The 18741-nt window shown below is 70.7% G+C and carries 15 protein-coding genes; 10 read left to right on the forward strand and 5 right to left on the reverse strand.

The window, feature by feature from the left end:
- Window positions 1-2: 2 nt before the first annotated feature.
- Window positions 3-1799, reverse strand: coding sequence for an alpha/beta-hydrolase family protein (locus CIK81_RS05800; RefSeq protein ID WP_114355502.1), 1797 nt, complete (start codon window positions 1797-1799; stop codon window positions 3-5).
- Between the two features lie 217 nt (window positions 1800-2016).
- Here CIK81_RS05800 and CIK81_RS05805 point away from each other — a divergent pair, with 217 nt between their 5' ends.
- A complete protein-coding gene (locus tag CIK81_RS05805) occupies window positions 2017-2958 on the forward strand; it encodes an NAD(P)-dependent oxidoreductase (RefSeq protein WP_114355503.1) in 942 nt (313 codons plus the stop codon).
- Window positions 2959-3048: 90 nt separating this feature from the next.
- On the opposite strand, the gene CIK81_RS05810 is transcribed toward CIK81_RS05805, so the two are convergent.
- Together CIK81_RS05810 and mtnN are read right to left on the reverse strand one after the other, a co-directional pair.
- On the reverse strand, window positions 3049-4983 hold the full coding sequence (locus CIK81_RS05810) for a BCCT family transporter (protein ID WP_199586298.1): 1935 nt from the start codon (window positions 4981-4983) through the stop codon (window positions 3049-3051).
- A gap of 308 nt (window positions 4984-5291) precedes the next feature.
- Complete coding sequence (mtnN, locus tag CIK81_RS05815; protein WP_096166488.1) at window positions 5292-6041, reverse strand: 5'-methylthioadenosine/S-adenosylhomocysteine nucleosidase; 750 nt, start codon at window positions 6039-6041, stop codon at window positions 5292-5294.
- 242 nt (window positions 6042-6283) lie between these two features.
- On the opposite strand from mtnN, the gene CIK81_RS05820 reads away from it, so the two are divergent.
- Entirely contained in the window at window positions 6284-7225 is a 942-nt protein-coding gene (locus CIK81_RS05820) for an alpha/beta hydrolase fold domain-containing protein (protein WP_114355504.1), read from the forward strand.
- Window positions 7226-7237: 12 nt separating this feature from the next.
- Here CIK81_RS05820 and CIK81_RS05825 read toward each other — a convergent pair whose 3' ends face one another.
- Window positions 7238-7948 carry a lysoplasmalogenase family protein gene (locus CIK81_RS05825; RefSeq protein ID WP_096166490.1) on the reverse strand — a complete coding sequence of 237 codons (711 nt, stop codon included), beginning with the start codon at window positions 7946-7948 and terminating at the stop codon, window positions 7238-7240.
- A 173-nt stretch (window positions 7949-8121) separates the two neighbouring features.
- Window positions 8122-9903: an arginine--tRNA ligase gene (argS, locus tag CIK81_RS05830; protein WP_114355505.1), complete on the reverse strand. Its 1782-nt coding sequence runs from the start codon at window positions 9901-9903 to the stop codon at window positions 8122-8124.
- Between the two features lie 193 nt (window positions 9904-10096).
- Between argS and CIK81_RS05835 the strand changes: the two genes are divergently transcribed.
- The 8 genes from CIK81_RS05835 to CIK81_RS05870 all read left to right on the forward strand — a co-directional run bounded on the left by CIK81_RS05835 (window position 10097) and on the right by CIK81_RS05870 (window position 18670).
- Window positions 10097-10516 carry a YccF domain-containing protein gene (locus tag CIK81_RS05835; RefSeq protein ID WP_114355506.1) on the forward strand — a complete coding sequence of 140 codons (420 nt, stop codon included), beginning with the start codon at window positions 10097-10099 and terminating at the stop codon, window positions 10514-10516.
- A gap of 3 nt (window positions 10517-10519) precedes the next feature.
- Complete coding sequence (locus CIK81_RS05840) at window positions 10520-11038, forward strand: flavin reductase family protein (RefSeq protein WP_096196657.1); 519 nt, start codon at window positions 10520-10522, stop codon at window positions 11036-11038.
- Window positions 11039-11096: 58 nt separating this feature from the next.
- Window positions 11097-12065, forward strand: a complete 969-nt coding sequence (locus CIK81_RS05845) for an alpha/beta hydrolase (protein ID WP_096166494.1) — start codon at window positions 11097-11099, stop codon at window positions 12063-12065.
- Complete coding sequence (locus CIK81_RS05850; protein ID WP_114355507.1) at window positions 12062-13690, forward strand: alcohol acetyltransferase; 1629 nt, start codon at window positions 12062-12064, stop codon at window positions 13688-13690. The genes CIK81_RS05845 and CIK81_RS05850 overlap by 4 nt, the downstream gene beginning before the upstream one ends.
- A complete protein-coding gene (locus CIK81_RS05855) occupies window positions 13687-14379 on the forward strand; it encodes a DUF6320 domain-containing protein (RefSeq protein WP_114305834.1) in 693 nt (230 codons plus the stop codon). The genes CIK81_RS05850 and CIK81_RS05855 overlap by 4 nt, the downstream gene beginning before the upstream one ends.
- A 157-nt stretch (window positions 14380-14536) precedes the next feature.
- Window positions 14537-16312 carry a hypothetical protein gene (locus tag CIK81_RS05860; RefSeq protein ID WP_096166496.1) on the forward strand — a complete coding sequence of 592 codons (1776 nt, stop codon included), beginning with the start codon at window positions 14537-14539 and terminating at the stop codon, window positions 16310-16312.
- Between the two features lie 72 nt (window positions 16313-16384).
- A complete protein-coding gene (locus CIK81_RS05865) occupies window positions 16385-17683 on the forward strand; it encodes a uracil-xanthine permease family protein (protein ID WP_096166497.1) in 1299 nt (432 codons plus the stop codon).
- A gap of 144 nt (window positions 17684-17827) precedes the next feature.
- Window positions 17828-18670, forward strand: a complete 843-nt coding sequence (locus CIK81_RS05870; RefSeq protein ID WP_114355508.1) for an ABC transporter ATP-binding protein — start codon at window positions 17828-17830, stop codon at window positions 18668-18670.
- The last annotated feature ends 71 nt before the right edge of the window (window positions 18671-18741 follow it).

Here is an 18741-nt window from a genome sequence, read left to right on the forward strand (position 1 = left end):
TGTCAGGTGGTCGGGGTGATCTCCCGGATGGCCTGCACGATCGCCCGGTGGCGGTGTCGCTGCTCGAGAGCCTCCCCCTCGCCGTGAGAGTCCTGGCCGAGCACACCGGCCCAGATCGGCACCATCTCCGCATGGTACGAATGGCCGTGCCCGCCGGTCACCTTCACCGACAGCGGCATATCGGCCGCGATCTGCCAGAACGTGATCCAGGGGAACCAGCGCATCGCCGGGGTGACATCGTGGCCCACCCGCTCTCGCAGCCAGTCGGGCTCCTCCCACAGCAGCGAAGGCCGCCACCACACCACGGGGTCCGACGGGTGCTGGGCATAGACCACACGCGGATGCTCCCAGCGCCGGTACAGACCGCCGAAGTAGTTGCGGTGCAGATCCTGCGGGCGCGTGACCACCCGGATATGCCGACCATGTTCGATGATCGGGGCGATCGCCGGTGCCCCGGGGCGGCTGCGGGAGGCGATCTCACGCCAGAGCGGCGTGAAGCTCGGAGTGCCCGTCCACACCGCCCCGTCGACCGAGGCGAGCAGATCCTGGACGTCCCGGAATGCAGAGTTCCCGCCATAGGAGCCCAGCGACTCCCCGGCCACGTACAGCGCGGGCCGCTCCTCCTCGGGCATCGCGTCCAGTCGGCGCCGCACCGCGTGGAACAGCTGGTGTCCGGCGCGCTGCGGGGTGCGACGGTCCAGCACATAGCTCAGCCCGCTGGTGTAGACGGAGTACTGCAGGGACGCCGTGGCGCAGTCCCCGCCGGTGAGGAACTCGATCGCGGAGAGCGACCACTCCTGCAGCCAGCCGGTCCCCGTCCCGGTGAACAGGACGAGCGTCCCGCGCTCCCACGCGCGGGTGCGATCCAACTCGGCGAGCACCGTCTGCACGGTCTCCTCGAGGGTGCGGGAGGTCGACTTCCCGGCATACACCCGGATCGGCTCCTTCGCCTCCGCGCCGGTGGTGCGGGCGATCATCTCCTGGGTCGGCCCTGCGGAGACGATCTTGCGGCCCGGGGCACCGAGGGATTCCCAGCTCTCCAGCGAGGAGGGGCTGCCCGAGCGCAGCGGGGAGGCGGGCCGGGGGACATCGGGGGAGATCAGCCGGTTGGCGGCCTCGCCGCTCTCGATCATGTGCTCGAGCACCCGGCCGCGCAGCAGCCGCTCGGCGAGCACGGTGACCGTGGCGGCGGTCAGCAGCAGCGAGGCGAGGCGCACCATCCCGGCCGGCAGATAGGGGCGCAGCAGAGCGCGATACAGCTGAGCAGTGGCGAGCACGCCGCGCACCGTCGCCAGCACGCCGACGGAGGCCGCCAGGCCACCGAGGCTGCCCACCACATGAGTGGCGACGTTCTTCGGCTCCTCGTGCACCAGGTGGCTGATCTCGCGCTGACGCAGCACGCCGCGCACCCACGAATAGGTGGAGATGCCCACCAGGGCGGCTGCACCGATGCCGCGCGCACGGTCCCGGTGATCCTCCTCGATCTCCATCCGCAGCCCGATCGCCTCCATGATCCGCAGGACGATCCTCTCGGCGAGCACACCGCCGGCGTAGCCGTAGGTCTGGGAGGCGCCGAAGTTGAGGGTCCACATCCACCAGGTGCGCGGCAGCATGCTCGGCGAGGTCGCGATCCAGCTCGTCACCGAGGCCCCCAGGAACCCACCGGTGGACAGCGGTCGGGCGATCGCGGTGCGGCGGGCGCGATGCTCCGTCCGCTTCGTCAGGGTGCGCACGACCTTCGCCGTGCTGCCGAGAGTTCTCACGAGGCCGGTCACGGGCGAATCGGAGCCAGAACGCATGCGGAAAGGGTATCGGACGGGCCCCCGCGCGACGCTCTGGCTGATCGGATGCGGTCCGGCCCGGCCCGGCCTGGCCCGGACCAGCTCAGGTCCGCTCCGCTCAGCCCTGCTCTGCTCAGGTCAGCTCTACTCAGCACAGGTCGGCGCCGGGCCGCGCGGCGGGCCGTCCTCGTGAGCGCCGTGCGACGCAGGGCCCGTCTCGCCGTAACCTGGGGGCATGAAGATCCTCCTGCCTGACACCATGCCGCTGAACCCCGCCCTGCCCGAGGGATGGGTGGCCGTGACCGTCGACGCGCGCGCCGAGATCCCCGCCGAGCACCACGACGCCGAGGCGCTCGTGCTCTGGGGCCCCTCCCGCACGCACCTGACGTCCGCGGTCGAGAACCTCGAGTCGCTGCGTCTGGTGCAGTCGCTCTCCGCCGGGATCGACGGGATCCTCGCCGCCGGCTTCCGGCAGGACGTGGTGATCGCCGCGGGTGCGGGTCTGCACTCCTTGACCGTCAGCGAGCACGCTCTGGCGCTGCTGCTGAGCCTGGTGCGCCGCCTGCCGGAGGCACGCGAGGCGCAGGCCCGCCACGAGTGGTCCACCGAGCTCGGTGGTCTGCAGCCCCTGCACCCCGCGGACCGCGTCACCACTCTGATCGGTGCCAAGGTGCTGATCTGGGGCTTCGGGGAGATCGGCCAGACCCTCGCCCCGACGCTGAAGGCCCTCGGCGCCGAGGTGCGCGGTGCGGCGCGCAGCGCGGGCACCCGAGGAGGCTTCGAGGTGATCGCCGAGGGTGATGTCCTCGCTGCGCTGCCCGAGGTCGACGTGCTCATCGACATCCTGCCCGCGTCGGAGCAGACCGCCGGAGCCGTCGGCGTCGAGGCGTTCGCCGCCCTGCCCGATCACGCGATCTTCCTCAATGTGGGGCGCGGCGCGACCGTGGACCAGGTGGCGCTGCGCGAGGCGCTCGAAGCGGGGACGCTGGGCAGCGCCGCGATCGACGTGACCGACCCGGAGCCGCTGCCGGCGGACAGCCCGCTGTGGGATGCTCCGCGCCTGCTGATCACCCCGCACGGTGCCGGCGGCCGGCCGGTCGGGGCCGACGAGCGGATCGCCGCGAACGTCCGCGCGCTCATGGAGGGCACCGAGGTCCTGCACGCCGCTGCGCGCTGAACGCTCTGCAACGTGACGAGGCCCGGTGGCAGCAGCCACCGGGCCTCGTGCTGAGCGGATGCCGTCCAAGCGCATCCGCGGTCGCCAGTGCTAGCGGTCCTGGGACTTGCGGCGACCTGACCCGGACGGGCGGCCCGGCTCGGGGGAGCCGGGGTCGGTGGACTCCGCGGGAGCCTCGCCATCGAGCGAGATGGCGGGGTGCTCAGCGGTGTACGTCGAGAGCTGCTCCGCCACCTGGGCCTCGACCTGCTGGTTCAGCTGGTCCTGGATCTGCTGGCCGTAGGGGCCCTCGAGGTGCGACTCCACGTGATCGCCGATGTCGCCGGTGACGCGATCGGTGACCTCGTCGGTGATCTCCTCGGTATAGCGCTCCATGAACTCCCGCTGACGCAGCCGGAGCTCGAGCTTCTCGATGACCTTCACCTCGTGGGACAGGGAGCGCCACAGGGAGATGCACATGCCGATCATCACGATCGAGAAGGGCAGCGCGGACAACAGCGCCAGGGACTGCAGCGCGGTCATGCCGGAGGCATCCGCATCGCCGGACAGCGAGCTCACCCAGATCAGCGACGCCGCGATGACGCCCGAGGCCGAGGCCCAGAAGATGCGCGTGATGCGCGGCGGATTCGGATCGCCCTTGTGCGCGATCATGTCCATCACGAAGGCGCCGGAATCGGCACTGGTGATGAAGAAGATGGAGACCAGCACGACGGCGATGCCGGAGAGCAGCGCTCCGCCGGGCAGGTTCGCGAAGGTGTCGAACAGTGCGGTGTTCGGGTCGATCGCCCCGGTGCCCCCGGTGAAATCGATGCCCTTGAAGACGGCTTCGTACAGAGCGGTGCCGCCCATGATCGTGAACCACAGGAAGGTCAGCGCGGTGGGCACCAGCAGGACCCCCGTGATGAACTCGCGCACGGTGCGACCCTTGGAGATACGGGCGATGAACACGCCCACGAAGGGCGACCAGGAGATCCACCAGCCCCAGTAGAACGTGGTCCAGCTGCCCAGCCAGGAGGCTCCGTCATCGCCACGGAAGGGCAGCGTCTGGAACGAGAGCTGCAGGAAGTTCTGCAGGTAGAAGCCGATGTTCGAGACCACGTCGCGCAGCAGGAACAGCGTGGGCCCCAGGATCAGCACGGCGATCAGCAGCAGTGCCGCCAGGCCCATGTTGAGGTTCGACAGGATCTTGATCCCCTTGTCCACGCCGCTCGCGGCGGACAGGGTCGCGAGCGCCGTGACCACCAGCACGATGATGACCTGCACCATCGTGGAGTTCGGGAGGACGCCGAGGTGATCGAGACCGGCGGCGATCTGGTTCACGCCGAAGCCGAGCGAGGTGGCGATGCCGAACAGGGTTCCGACCAGGGCGATGATGTCGATGACGTCACCGATCCAGGTGTCGGTGCGCTTGCCGAGGATCGGTTCGAGGGCCCAGCGGATGGACACGGGCCGGCCCTTGCGATGCACCGCATAGGCGACGGAGAGGCCGACGATCACGTAGATGCCCCAGGCATGCAGGCCCCAGTGCAGGAAGGTCTGCCCCAGCGCACGCTCGGCGCGGACGGGGTCGTCCATCCCGGCGGCGTTCGGCGGGATGCCGGGTCCGGCGGTGTCCGCGAAGAAGGTCAGCGGCTCGGCGGCGCCCCAGAAGACCAGGCCGATGCCCATGCCGGCGGCGAACAGCATCGCGAACCAGGAGAAGACGCTGTACTCCGGGACGTCGTCGTCCTTGCCGAGCCTGATGTTGCCCATCCGGCTCACCGCGATCACGATGCCGAACACCACGAAGGCCGTGACGATCAGGACGTAGTACCAGCCGATGGAGGCTACGACGGTGTCGTTCAGGGTGGTGATCAGCGAGTTGAAGACGTCGGGCAGCAGCAGCGCGAAGAGCACTGCCAGCAGGATGATCCCTCCGGCGAAGAAGAAGACGGGCTTGGAGAGGCCGTAGCCTCCGGAGCCGCCTGATGAGCCTGCGCCCTCAGGGGCGGAGGGGGGAGAGTTCTGAGCCGTGGATGCCGACACATTTCCTCGTTCCGGGTGGGGGATGGGGACGGGGCCGCTCCTCGCCACGATCCGGCGTGCGATGGGATCGTGACGCGGGAGAACGGCCTCCAGCACGGTATAGGCGATAGCGGCACGGTGCGAGCCCTCTGGAGCGACGGTGGCGCACGGAACTCACAGCCGTGGTGGTCACCACACGATAGTCGAATCCGACGTGAGGTGCGCCACAGGAGGTGTGTGCTCCGGTGCCCTGCGCCGTCCGATGCGGCCGATCCGCACTGCTCCGGTGCTCCGGGGCGGACGTTCCGGGTGGGAGTCTTCGGACCGGCTCAGTCGGCGAGCGAGCGGGCGAACTCCTCGACGGCCGCTGCGGAGATCTCCGCGACCAGAGCGATCTCGAGGTGGAACTGCTGACCGGCCGCCGGGCCGCACAGGTCCGAGACCGCCCGCAGGGCCACGAAGGGCACGGCGAGGCTCTCCGCCGTGCGGGCGCTCGCGGTCGTCTCCATGTCCGCGCTCAGCGCGCCCGGGAACTGCGCGCGCAGCGGGTCGGCGAGAGGGGCCGTCACGAAGGCATCACCGGAGAGCATGAGACCGCGGCGGTATCCGGCCTCCCCTGCTCGGGCTTCGGCGGCGTGCTCGGCGCGGTCGGCCCAGTCGGCGGCGGCGAGGTGGCGCTCGGGGCCGCCCGGGACCTGGCCCGGGGCGTAGCCGAACGCGGTCGCATCGGCGATGGAGTAGGTGAAGGAATCGCCCACGATCAAGGTGCCGACCTCGACGTCGGCCGCGAGACCGCCGCAGGAGCCGGCGGCGACCACGGCTCGCGGAGCATGTGCGAGGATCCCCCAGGTCGCCGCGGCCGTCGCGGCGGCGACCCCGATCCCGGTGGTGACCACGACGCTCTCGACCCCCGCGAGCATCCCCCGCACGGCGGAGACCCCGCCGATGAACGGTGTGCGCAGCTCGGCCGCGCCCTCCAGACGGGCGGTCACCGGCGCCGATTCCTCGGGCATGGCGGCCAGGACGAGCAGCGGGCCGACGGCACGGGCGGAGTCGGTGGAGACATGGGTGGGCGTCATGGAGGGAAGGATACCGGCGGCGCCGACCGGGGCGGACCCGGCTCCCTGCGGATCTCTCCGGACCTCTCCAGACCTCTCCGGTCCTCTGCGGGCACCAGTTCGTACGCCTGCCCGTGCACGTGCCCGTCCGCTGGTTCGTGCAGCAGTTTCGTGGGTCTGCACCGTGGGGGTCCCAGTCCGGTTCGTTACGCTGGAGGCATCCGCAGCGAAGCGACCCCTCGGGTCGCAGGTAGGAGGCAGTCATGGGTCGTGTCCGCGATGCAGTGATCACCGGAGCGCGGGCGGTGCGTCGCATCCCGATCCCGTCGGCCCTCACGCACCAGGCGCTGCGCGAGGCGCGCAGCCCGCAGCCCCCGAGCCATGTGCTGAAGTCGCACGCGGTGGAGCACGAGATGATCGGACGCTCCCGCACCGTCTGGCTGGACCGGCACCGTGCCGATCGCGGCATCATCGTCTACCTCCATGGCGGCGCGTACGTCTCCGGCCCTTTCGCGAGCGACTGGACCTGGCTGTCGAAGCAGGCTGACGCCCACGACTGCGCGGGGCTGATGATCGATTACCGCAATGCCCCGGATCACCAGCATCCCGTGGCCCGCGACGACGCCGAGGCGGTGCTCGCCGCGCTCGCCGCCGACGGACGCCTGACGGGGCAGCCCTGGGTGCTGGCCGGTCAGCACTCCGGCGGCGGGCTCGCCGTCGTCGTAGCGCGTCGGCTGCGCGAGCAGACGGAGATCCCTGCGCCGGCAGCGCTGATCGTGATGTCTCCGTGGCTGGATCTCGAGCTCTCCAACGCCGGTATCACCGAGACCGATCAGGTGGACCCGGTCCACGAGCGTCGGCTGCTGAAGGACGCCGCCCGGCGCTACGCGGGCCGCACCGCGCTGGATGACCCCGACCTCTCGCCGATCAACGCTTCCCTCGAGGGACTGCCGTCGATGCACCTCAGCGCCGGCCTGCGAGACCTGTTCCTCTCCGACGTCCGGGTGGCGAAGCTGCAGCTCGAGGAGAACGGCGTGGACCTCGACTACCGGGAGATCAGCGGCCGGCTGGGGCTGCAGCTGATCATGCGCAAGGGCGAGGACATCGAGCGTCTGCACCGTGAGCAGTCCGAGCTCATCGGGCGGGTCCTCGCCGGCGAGTGGGACCGGGACGGGTCGCGGCTCGGCACGCCTCGGCGCGGCTGAGCCCGGCCCGACTCAGCTCTCGACGATGACGAGGGCGGCGCCCGCGCGGCACGCGGGGGCCCAACGGCGCGCCGGGATCGCCTTGACCAGACCGGCGATGAGCAGGGCATGGCCGACGGTGTACGTGAGCATCACCCAGACCGCGCTGTAGGCGATCGAGGCCCCGGGCAGGAACCAGCTCATCGCGAGCATCGAACTGGACAGCAGGAAAAGGGTGCCGCCGGTCCAGGTGAGGCTGTTGCCGCCGGCGGCGAGGAAGGCCATCGCCGCCAGCGCGAGCGCGTAGGCGGCGACCGCGGGCAGCAGAGTGCCGGATCCGTCGGCGCAGGCCACGAACAGGCCGATCACGACACCCCCGTAGGGGATCGCCAGGGCGATGCGCAACGGATCGCGATGGCGGTTCCACAGTGGGAACAGCGCCGCCGAGTAGGCCAGCAGCGCCCCGAGGAAGCAGAGCACGGAGACCAGCTGCGCCGCCTCGGGCGCGAACTGGCTGAGGGAGTCCCCGGCCCAGGCGAACAGCAGCCCGATCAGCATCAGGGTGCTGGTGCGGGTGCGGCGAGGCAGCGCCGAGATCAGCACGGCGATCAGCAGGGGAGCGAACAGCGGCTGCGTCACCCGCTGGATGGTCTCCGCCTCGACGAGCAGGCTGCCGATATGCACCACCACGACGAGGGCATAGGCCGTCCACAGGGCGATGTGGAGGGTTCTGATCGGCGGCACGAGTCAAGGTTAGAAAGCAAACGTTCGCCGGACCAGGGGTTTTCCCCTGTACTGGGGCACATTTGCATAACATCCGATGACGTAACGGTCACGGAGCTCCTGTGAGCATCCCCTCCGAGGCGCGGCCGACGGTCATCACCTCAGCTTTCGCCGGGAAGTTTCGCCGGGAGCGTTCACATCTGCTGGGGTGCGTTCACGCCGAGGGCGTCGAGACCGTCGACGAGGACCCGCTCGGTCAGCTGGGCGAGGGCGAGGCGGCCGGCACGCAGCTCCTCGTCGCTCTCCTTGAGGATCGGCGAGGCCTCGTAGAAGGACGTGAACGCCTGCGCGAGGGAGAACAGGTACGCGCACAGCCGGTGCGGCTCGTACTCCGCGCCGACCTGCTCGAGCGTCGGGCCGAAGTCCAGCAGCTGCAGGGCCAGCGCCCGCTCGGCGCCGTTCTCGACCCGGGGAGCGGCCGCAGCGGTGATGCCCTGCGCCTCGGCCTTGCGGCCGATCGAGCGGATGCGGGCCACGGCGTACTGCAGGTACGGCGCAGTGTTGCCGGTCAGGGCGAGCATCCGGTCCAAGTCGAAGGTGTAGTCCGAATCGTGCGCGGTCGAGAGGTCCGCGTACTTCACGCCGCCGATCCCGATGTCGTGGGCGATCTGCTCCCGCTCGGCCTCGGGCAGGTCGGGGCGCAGTTCGTCGATCACGGTGCGGGCGGTCGCCACGGCCTCCTCGAGCAGCGCCATCAGCCGCAGCGAAGCGCCGGAGCGGGTGCGCAGGATCTTGCCGTCCTCGCCGAGCACGGAGCCGATCTTCACGTGCCGCGCCTCGACCGACTCGGGCAGCCAGCCCGCCTCCCGTGCAGCGGTGAACACCATCTGGAAGTGCAGCTCCTGGGCGGCGCCGACCACATAGGCGACGCGGTCGGCGCCGAGGTCGCGCACGCGGTGGCGGATCGCCGCGAGGTCCGTGGTGGCGTAGCCGTAGCCGCCGTCGGACTTGCGGATGATCAGCGGCAACGGCTGCTCGTCGCGGCCGGTGAAGCCCTCGGGGAACACGCACAGCGCGCCGTCGGAGATCGTGGCGACACCGTCGGCCTCGAGGTCCTTGCACACGATCTCGAGCTGGTCGTTGTAGCTGGACTCGCCGGCGAGGTCGTCGTCGGTCAGCGTCACGTCGAGCATGTCGTAGATGCGGTGGAAGTACTGCTTGGACAGGTCCACGAGGTGCGTCCAGATCCGCAGCGACTCCGCGTCCCCGGACTGCAGGGTCGCCACGCGCCGACGGGCGCGGGAGGCAAAGTCCTGGCCGTCCTGGCCGTCCTCGGAGGAGCCGGCGGCGCCGTCGGTCTCCGCGGTGTCGAACTTCGCGCGGGCTGCCTGGTAGAACGCGTTGGGATCGGTCTTCAGCAGCGTTGCCTCGGCGCTGTCCTCGCCCACCTCCAGGAGGTGTTCGATGAGCATGCCGAAGGGCGTGCCCCAGTCCCCGATGTGGTTCTGGCGGATCGCGGTGTGGCCCAGCTTCTCGAGCGTGCGCACGATGGAGTCGCCCACCACGGTGGTGCGCAGATGGCCGACGTGCATCTCCTTGGCGACGTTCGGCGCCGAATAGTCCACGACGACCGTCTGGGCCGCGGCCGGGGCGGGGATGCCCAGCCGTGCATCGGCGGAGAGCTCAGCGGCCTGCGCGGCGATCCACTCGGTGCGCAGGCGGATGTTCAGGAAGCCCGGCCCGGCGATCTCCGGCGTCTCGGCGATGTCGTCGAGGTCCACTGCGGCGAGGATCTCCGCGGCGATGTCTCGGGGCTTCTTCCCCAGGCGCTTCGCCAGCCCCATCGCGGCGTTGCACTGGAAGTCCGCGAACTGGGAGGGGCGGATGATCGGGTCCGCATCGGCGTACTCGGGCCCGAAGGCGGCGACGAAGGCGGACTGGAAACGCTGGGTGAGCGCGATCTCGGGAGAAGGCATGGGGCAAGCCTAGTCGGGAGCGCGACCCGGTTCGTCTGGCGTGGACGTGATGCTCGACGGAATGCGGCGAGGACGCGACGGTGCACGGTGTACGGGGATCCGCGGGGATCTGCCGGGAGGTACGGGGACCTGCGGGAGGGACCGGGGGCTCTCCCCCTTTCTCGCGCCCGCGACGAGTGCCTATGGTGGCCAGATGCGCACCGTTCTCTCGCTCCTCCTGAACATCATCTGGCTGCTCACCGCGGGCTGGGCCCTGTTCCTGGCCTACGTGCTCGCGGGGATCCTGGCATGCCTCTTCATCGTCACGATCCCGTTCGGCCTGGCGTCGTTCCGGATCGCCGGCTTCGTGATCTGGCCGTTCGGCCGCGAGGTGGTCGACACCGGCCGCGGTGGCGCGGTGGGCACGCTCGGCAACGTGATCTGGTTCGTCATCGCCGGCTGGTGGCTGGCGCTGGGCCACGTGGGCACCGCGATCGCCCAGGCCGTGACGATCATCGGACTGCCGCTGGCCTGGGCGAACATCAAGCTCATCCCGGTCACCTGCTTCCCCTTCGGCAAGGAGGTCGTTAACTCCTCCTCGGCCCGTGCCCGCATGCTGCCGACGGCACGCTGAACCGTGACCGCTCCGCAGAGCACCAGCGGCGCCCGCGAGCCCGTCGACCAGGATGACTACCGCGAGCTCAGCGAGCTCCTCACCGCCGGACTCGCGGTGCTCACCACCCGGCAGGGCCGCCACGACGTGGCGGTCACGGTGGACTCCTTCCTCGACGTCTCCTATGACCCGCCCACGATGCTGGTGGCCCTGTACGGGATGTCCCGAGCAGCAGAGGCCGCCGAGGAGGCAGGCCACTTCTGCCTGAACCTCCTCACTGAGGACCAGCAGCATCTCGCCGACCGCTTCGGCACGCCGGCCGCGCCGCTGATCGGCATGCTGAGCGGGATCGAGGTGACGCGCACGGCCGACGGCGATGCCGTGCTCCCGGGCGTGCTCGCGCACTTCGGCGTCTGCATCGAGCAGGCGGTCGACGCCGCCACCCATCGCCTGCTCATCGGGCCCGTCGTGGAGCAGGGCGCGGGACTCGCCGCTGTCGGCCCCGCCGTGCGTTTCGCGGGGGAGAAGCACCGGCTGCGGTGAGCACCGGCACCTATGCTGGGCCGATGGGACGTCTCTGCTCCGATCCGGTCGTTCATCCGTGAACCCCCTGCTGAAGGCCGCGCTGCGGCTGTTCGCCGCGCCACGGGTGAACATGCGGGAGGACTACGAGCGGGTGCGGCGCCTGCAGCGCCAGCTGGCCGCCCTGCCCCGGCCCCGCTATCGCGCCGCCTCCTGGCGCACGATCCCCGGTGACGTCACCAGCCGCGTGCCGGTGCGGGTCTTCGAGCCGCAGGAGCGACGCCGCGACGAGCTGCTGCTGTTCTTCCACGGCGGCGGCTGGGTCACCGGGGACATCGAGAGCTACACCCCGGCCTGCGCCACGATGGCCGAGCTCACCGGCGCCGACGTGGTCTCGGTCGACTACCGGCTGGCCCCCGAGCACCCCTTTCCTGCCGGCCTCGAGGACTGCTTCCAGATCGTGCATCGGCTGCTGGAGGACCCATCGCTCGCCGGCCGCGATGACGCGGACCGGATCGTGCTGATGGGCGACTCCGCCGGGGGCAACCTCGCCGCCGCGGTCTCCCTGCTGCTGCGTGAGCGCGGGTATCGCGGCGCCCGGCAGCAGATCCTGCTGTACCCCGTCACCCATTGGGACCATGACCCGGCCACCGCTCCGTTCGAGTCGGTGCGCCACCACGGCGAGGACTACCGCCTCACCAGCACGGAGGTCCAGGACTACATGCAGATGTACGTCCCCGACCCGCTGGCGCGACAGGACCCGCGGGTCTCCCCGCTGATGGCCGAGGATCTCTCCGCCCAGCCCCGCACCCTCATGATCACCGCCGAGCTGGACCTGCTGTGCGACGAGGGCGAGGCCTATGCGCATGCGCTCGAGGCCGCCGGCAACGAGGTGCGGATCCACCGGGTCGAGGGTGCGCTGCACGGCTTCATCACCCTGCCCCGCTTCTCCCGCTCGCTGCGCGATGCGTACGAGGTGATCAACACCTTCCTCGACGAGGGGCACCTCGCCGGCTCCCGCGAGACCCCACCGGGCGGCACCGCATGATGCGCCAGCACTGGGTGCGTCTGGACAACGCCTCGAACATGTTCCTCGCGGCCCGCAGCGATGTGGATCCCAAGGTGTTCCGTCTGGGTGCCGAGATGGATCATGAGGTCGATCCGGCGCTGCTCCACAAGGCGCTCGAGAAGACCTACGAGAAGTACCCGCTCTATCACGCAGTGCTGCGTCGAGGCGTGTTCTGGTACTACCTCCAGGACAGCGACCTGCGCCCGGAGGTCACTGCCGAGCTGACCGCCCCCTGCGCTCCGATCTATCAGGCGGACCGCCGGACCCTGCTGTTCCGGGTGATGCACCATCGGCGCCGCATCTCGCTGGAGGTGTTCCATGCGCTCTCCGACGGCACCGGCGCGCTGTGGTTCCTCACCGATCTGGTCACCGCGTACGTCCGCCTGCGGTTCCCGACGGGGCGGCCGACGGATCCGGGTGCGGACGGCGCGACGGAGGCGGCCGGGGGATCGGGCGCAGCGGACGCCTCGGACGGAACGGGAGCGATGCCGGGGGAGGACCTCGACGATCTCGCCGCCCACGAGCCCGTGCATGATCTGACCGGTGATTCCTTCGCGCACTACTTCCGTCGACGGCGTCGTCCCGGCAGCGATGCCTGGCAGGCCCGGGCCGCCTTCACCCAGGAGGCGGAGGCCGAGGACCGGGTGCTCAGCGTCGGATCTCGGGGCGCCGACGCCGACCCGGGCCCCCGTGACGGCACCGGCTCCCGTGACGGCACCGGCTCTCGTGACGGCACCGGGGACGGGGCCGGAGCGGACGGCTCGACCGAGGACTCGGCGGACGCCCCGCGCAGGGAGTCCGGCGGCCGACGGCGTCTCTCGCTGCGCCGTCGTGTGTATCGGGTGCGCGGCACCCGCACGCCGGATCACCGCACCCGGGTCGTCGAGCTCACGATGCCCGCCGCCGCGGTGATCGCGCTCGCCCGCGCCGAGGGCGTGGCGCTGACGATGTACCTGACCGCGGTGTTCTTCGAGGCCGTGCGCCGGGCAGCCGAGCACGACGCCCTCACCCTGGCCGCCACGGTGCCGGTGAACCTGCGCCAGTTCTTCCCCTCCACGTCGGCCCGGAACTTCTTCGCGACGACCCGGGTGGAGCACGCCTACCGCAGCGGGCCGAACGATCTCGGAGCCGTGGCCCGCACCCTCGAGCGCGATTTCCGGGCGAAGGCCACGGCGGAGGCCCTCGAGGGCAAGCTGCGCCGTTTCCTGCGGTTCGAGCGCCACCCCGCGCTGCGGATCATGCCGCGCCCGGTCAAGGACGTGCTGCTGAGCGGGATCAACCGGGCCAGCAACCGGGGCCTCAGCGTGGCGGTCTCGAACCTCGGCAGGGTGGTGCTGCCCGAGCCGGTGAGCGACCACGTCGGACGCCTGGCCTTCGAGGTCTCCGCGGTGCGTCCCCAGTTCTGCGCGATCTCCCACGCGGGCCGGCTGACCGTCACGTTCACCTCCCCGTTCGTCGAGACCGATCATGTGCGGGAGTTCGCGCGGATCCTCACCGGCGCCGGGGTGGAGATCTCCGTGGCCGCGGGCCGCGTCACCGGTCAGGAGCTCGCCGAGGCCTTCGAGGACCGTGAGGGCGATGAGCCCCAGGAGGATGCCTCATGAGCGCCGGTCCGAGCAGATGCGTCGACTGCGGCGTCGACGTCGAGGGGACCTGGAGCCGCTGCCCGCTGTGCGGCGCAGCGCTCCGGGAGCCGCAGGAACCGGGGGAGCGGACGCCGAGCCCGCTTCCCGACGTGCCTCTGCGGTTCTCGCGGAGCCGCCTGCTGCGCGCCCTGGTGCTGACCTCGCTGGCACTCGTGCTGGCCTCCTTCCTCGTGCAGCTGCTGATCAGCCCCGGGGTCTCGGGACTCGGCGTGCTGCGCTCGGTGTGGCTCGCGGTCGCCTCGCTCTGGCTGGTGGCGCTGATGGCGGTGCGCAAACGACGCAACATCGCCAAGTCCACCGTGTACTTCGTCGTGCTGGCGGGCCTGGTCTGCGTGTACTGGGACTTCCTGCTGGGCTGGAGCGCGTGGTCCCTCACCTACGTGGTGCCGATCCTGTGTGCGAGTTCACTGCTCGCGGTGATGATCGTGGTGCGGGTGATGCGGATCGAGGTGGGCGAGCACATCGTCTACAGCGGACTGATCGTGATCCTGGGCCTGACGCCCCTGGTCTTCCTCGCTCTGGGCTGGGTGAACACCCCCTTGCCCTCCGCGCTGTGCGGCGCGCTGTGCGTCCTGGCGCTCGGCCTGCTGCAGCTCTCCAGCGGCTCCGCGGCGCGCCACGAGCTCGCCAAACGGCTGCATCTCTAGCGCTCGCACGGCCCTCACGCGACCCTCACGGCCGGTCCCTGCGGCGCGTCGCCACGGGGCGGCGGGAGTCGTCTCTCTATGATCGGAAGGATATGTGCGCGCCGAGCAGGGGACACCCCTCCGGTCGATGCACGCGGAACCACGGGAGAGCAGGTCGATGGACAAGGAGCGCCGGCACGGGGAGAACCAGGATTCGGACTGGATCTTCGCGACCGATGACCCTCACACCCTGCCCACCGAACGTCTGCCCGACCGTGCAGAATTCGACCGCTACTCCGCCCCGCTGCTCGCACGGCGCCGCAGCGCCGCCCTGCCGCCGGGCGAGAACGAGACCGTCGACCTCAGCGGCCTGGACCCCGAGCAGCTGCGCGCGGGCACCGAGCCCGACGCGGCGACCGGCGCGATCCCCGCGATCGACCCCGACGCCGAGGAGGATGCGGTCCCGACCACGGTGACCGTGCCCGAGGAGTCCGTCGGCCCCAGCACCACCGCTCCGCTGCGGGCCCCGCGAGACGTCACCTACGCCCGCTCGGGCACCACGCCCAACGCCGAGGATGAGGACGCCCCCGCCACCGGGCTGAACGGCTTCGTGCTCCCGGAGCGCTTCAAGAACCTCGGGATCTTCGACGCACTGCGCGACGTGATGGCCCTGATCTGCATGGTCGCGGCCATGACCACCACCTTCACCGTCGCCCACAGCACGCTGGTGGACGGCGTCGGCAAGATCGTCATCGGAGTGGGACTGGCGGCCCTGGTCGCCGTGCACCTGATGCGCTGGATCCCGTCGACGCCGCCGCTGCCCGCCATCCGCGTGGTGCGGGTGGCGGGTCTCGCCCCGGCGCTGCTGGTGGCCGTCGGCACCGTCGTCTCCGATCTGGTGGGCTCGCTGCCGGTGCTGTTCTCCTCCCTGCCCGACGGCCCGCCCGTCGGCCTCGGGGTGGGCGTCTCGCTGCTGCTGCTCGGCGCGATCCTCGGCATCGAGCCCCGCGCTCATGAGGGCTACCTCCCGCAGGCCCGCGCCCGCCGCGTCGCGAGGATCCTGCTGGTCGCCGTCGGGATCGCCGCGGCCGCAGCGCTGCTCCTGGCCCTCGTGATGATCATCGGGCGCCTGTTCACCACGGGCTGGAGCTACTCGCTGCTGGTCATCGGCGACACCGTGATCTCCGCGCTGCTGCTGGGCATCGTGCTGGCCTCCGCGCTGCTGCGCGAGCGCTCCTGGTACGTGTTCTCCACCGCCGCGGTGAGCAGCCTGGCGGTCGCGGCACTCGCGGACAACACCCTGCAGCTGCAGTTCGCCGCACCGCTGAGCTTCGCGACCGACTACGTGTACCTGCCGTTCCTCTTCGCCGCCCTCGGGCTGATGATCTCCCGGTCGTTCGTGCGCACCATGCCGATCGCCTTCCAGCGCACGGACTGGCTCGTGTTCACCGTGCGCGCCTTCGAGTTCAGCGCCCTCCTGCACACCGCGGCGGTCCTGTGGCACGTGCTGGCCGCCGTCGTCGCGACCAGCGGGCGCATCCAAGGCAGCCCCGTGCTGCACCTCATCGATGCCGCCGTGTGCCTGTGCTTCGTCGCGGTCTCGCTGTTCGCCCGCACCTCGCTGCTGTCGCGGCCCGCCGTCACCGCCCGGGCCAACGGCGTGATCGCAGGCCTGCTGATGGTCGTCGTCGGCTTCCTGGACGTCATCGTGAACTCGCTCGCGACCGGCGCCGGCGCGGGGCTCGTCACGGGCGGCACGGCGCTGACCGTCGGCATCGCGGCCGCGCTCATGCTCACCGTGCCCGCCCCGGTCCGCGACGAGTTCGGCGCCCCCGACATCGTGCGCATGTTCGCGGACTTCCGCGCCCGCGACTCCGGCAGCATCTCGCTGCTGAGCCAGGTCCCGGACGTCACCGAGGAGACCGCTCGCAAGAAGGCGTTCCCGGGCCGCTGACGCCCGGAGGCCTGCTCCGCCTGACCCCGCGACCGCTGCGGTCGCCCGGCCCCGATCACCCCTGGGAGACCTATGTTCCGCTGGAGACTGCACGGCGACGGCCGCACGATCTCGCCCGACGCCATCGTCCTGCCCGAGGAGCGCCTGACCTGGCCGCTGACCATCGGCATCGGCGCCCAGCACGTGATCGCCATGTTCGGCGCCACGTTCCTGGTGCCGCTGCTGACCGGCTTCCCGCCCTCGACGACACTGCTGTTCTCCGGCATCGGCACGATCCTGTTCCTCACCATCACCCGGAACCGGGTGCCCAGCTACCTGGGCTCCTCCTTCGCCTTCATCGCGCCGATCACCGCCTCCACACAGGCGCACTCCATGGGCGCGGCGCTCGGCGGCGTGATGATCACCGGCATCCTGCTCGCGCTGCTGGGGCTGCTGGTCTCCCGGATCGGCACCGGCTGGATCGGTGCGCTCATGCCGCCGGTCGTGATGGGCGCGATCGTCGCCCTGATCGGCTTCAACCTCGCCCCCACCGCGTACGAGAACTTCCAGGAGTCGGCGTTCACCGCGACCGTCACCCTGTTCGCCGTGGTGCTGTGCACGGCCCTGTTCAAGGGGATGCTGGGCCGGGTCTCGGTGCTGCTGGGCGTGCTGGTCGGCTACGTCGTGGCCGTGCTGCGCGGAGAGGTCGACTTCAGCCCCGTGGCGGAGGCCGCCTGGTTCGGTCTGCCCGAGTTCCACCACCCCGAGTTCCATCTCGGCCTGCTGCCGATGTTCCTGCCCGTGGTCGTGGTGCTGCTGGCGGAGAACGTGGGGCACGTGACCAGCGTGGGCCTGATGACCCATCGCAACCTCGATCACATGGTGGGTCGCACGCTCGCCTCCGACGGCCTGGCCACCGCGCTTTCGGCGGGTTTCGGCGGCTCGCCGACCACCACTTACGGCGAGAACATCGGTGTCATGAGCGCGACCCGCGTGTACTCCACGGCCGCCTACTGGGTGGCCGGCATCGTCGCCGTCCTGCTCTCGCTGTCCCCGAAGGTGGGCGCCGCGATCTTCACCATCCCGCCGGGCGTGCTCGGTGGTGTGACCTTCGTGCTCTACGGCCTGATCGGGATCGTCGGGGTGCGCATGTGGGTGGACGGTCGCGTCGACTTCTCCCAGCCCAAGAACCAGATCACCGCCGGTGTGGCCCTCGTGGTCGGCATCGCGAACGTGACCTGGACCTTCGAGGGCATCACGCTCACCGGTATCGCGCTGGGCACCATCGCGGCTCTGGTCATCTACCACGCGATGAACGTGCTGGGCCGGATCACCGGCACCGATGTGCACTCCGAGCCGGCCGAGGCCGTGGAGCCGACGCCGCACGGCTGAGCCCGACGCATGAGCCCGATGGCTGATGCTGACGTCGGGCATCCGACCTCGGGCGTCCGACGTCGGGCGCCCGACGGTCACGGGCTGCTCACAGAATTGGACAAGCCTCGACGCGCGTAATGAGGTAAGGCTAGGCTTCCCCTCGTGCCCGAGAACCTCTCCACCCCTCGCCCCGCCCTCACCGGGCAGGAGCTGCATCTGCGCTACGGCCGGACGCCCGTCGTCCACGGGGTCTCGATCGACCTGATCCCCGGGACGGTCACGACGCTGCTGGGCCCCAACGGCAGCGGCAAATCCACCGTGCTGCGGTCCCTGGCGCGCCTGCATCCGCTGGGCAGCGGCGAGATCCGGTTGGGCGGGCCCGCGGGGGAGCGCGACGCCGCTCTGCTGAGCGCCAAGGAGCTCGCCCGGGCCCTCACGCTGTTCTCCCAGTCCCGCACCAGCCCGCAGGGGCTCTCCGTGCGCGACGTCGTCGCCTTCGGTCGGCACCCGCACCGGCGGCGCTTCGCCGGCCTCACGGACGCGGACCGCGCCGCGATCAGCCACGCCATGGAGCTGACCGGCATCGCCGACTTCGCTCCCCGCGGCATCGGGGAGCTCTCCGGCGGCGAGATGCAGCGCGTCTGGCTCGCCTCGTGCCTCACCCAGGACACCGGGATCGTGCTGCTGGACGAGCCCACCAACCACCTCGACCTGCGCTACCAGATCGAGACCCTCGACCTGGTGCGCGATCTCGCCGAGATCCACGGCGTCGCCGTGGGCATCGTGCTGCACGACCTCGACCATGCCGCCCGCATCGCCGATCAGGTGGTGCTGCTCAGCGCCGGCCGCATCCATGCCGCGGGCGCCGTCGCGGACGTGCTCACCTCCGAGCACCTCAGCGATGTCTACGACATCCCCATCGACGTCGCGCACGATCCCGGCACCGGCCGTCTCCGCATCGACGCCCTGGGACGTCACGGCGCACGCGTGGCCGCACCGGTCTGACCGCCGACGCGCTGGGTTCTGTGTGATCTCGGGGCGGCCCCGCGTCTGACCGCGGCACCTGACCACCGTGA

This window comes from Brachybacterium sp. JB7, from assembly GCF_003335205.1.
In the GTDB taxonomy this organism is placed as follows: Bacteria; Actinomycetota; Actinomycetes; order Actinomycetales; family Dermabacteraceae; genus Brachybacterium; species Brachybacterium alimentarium.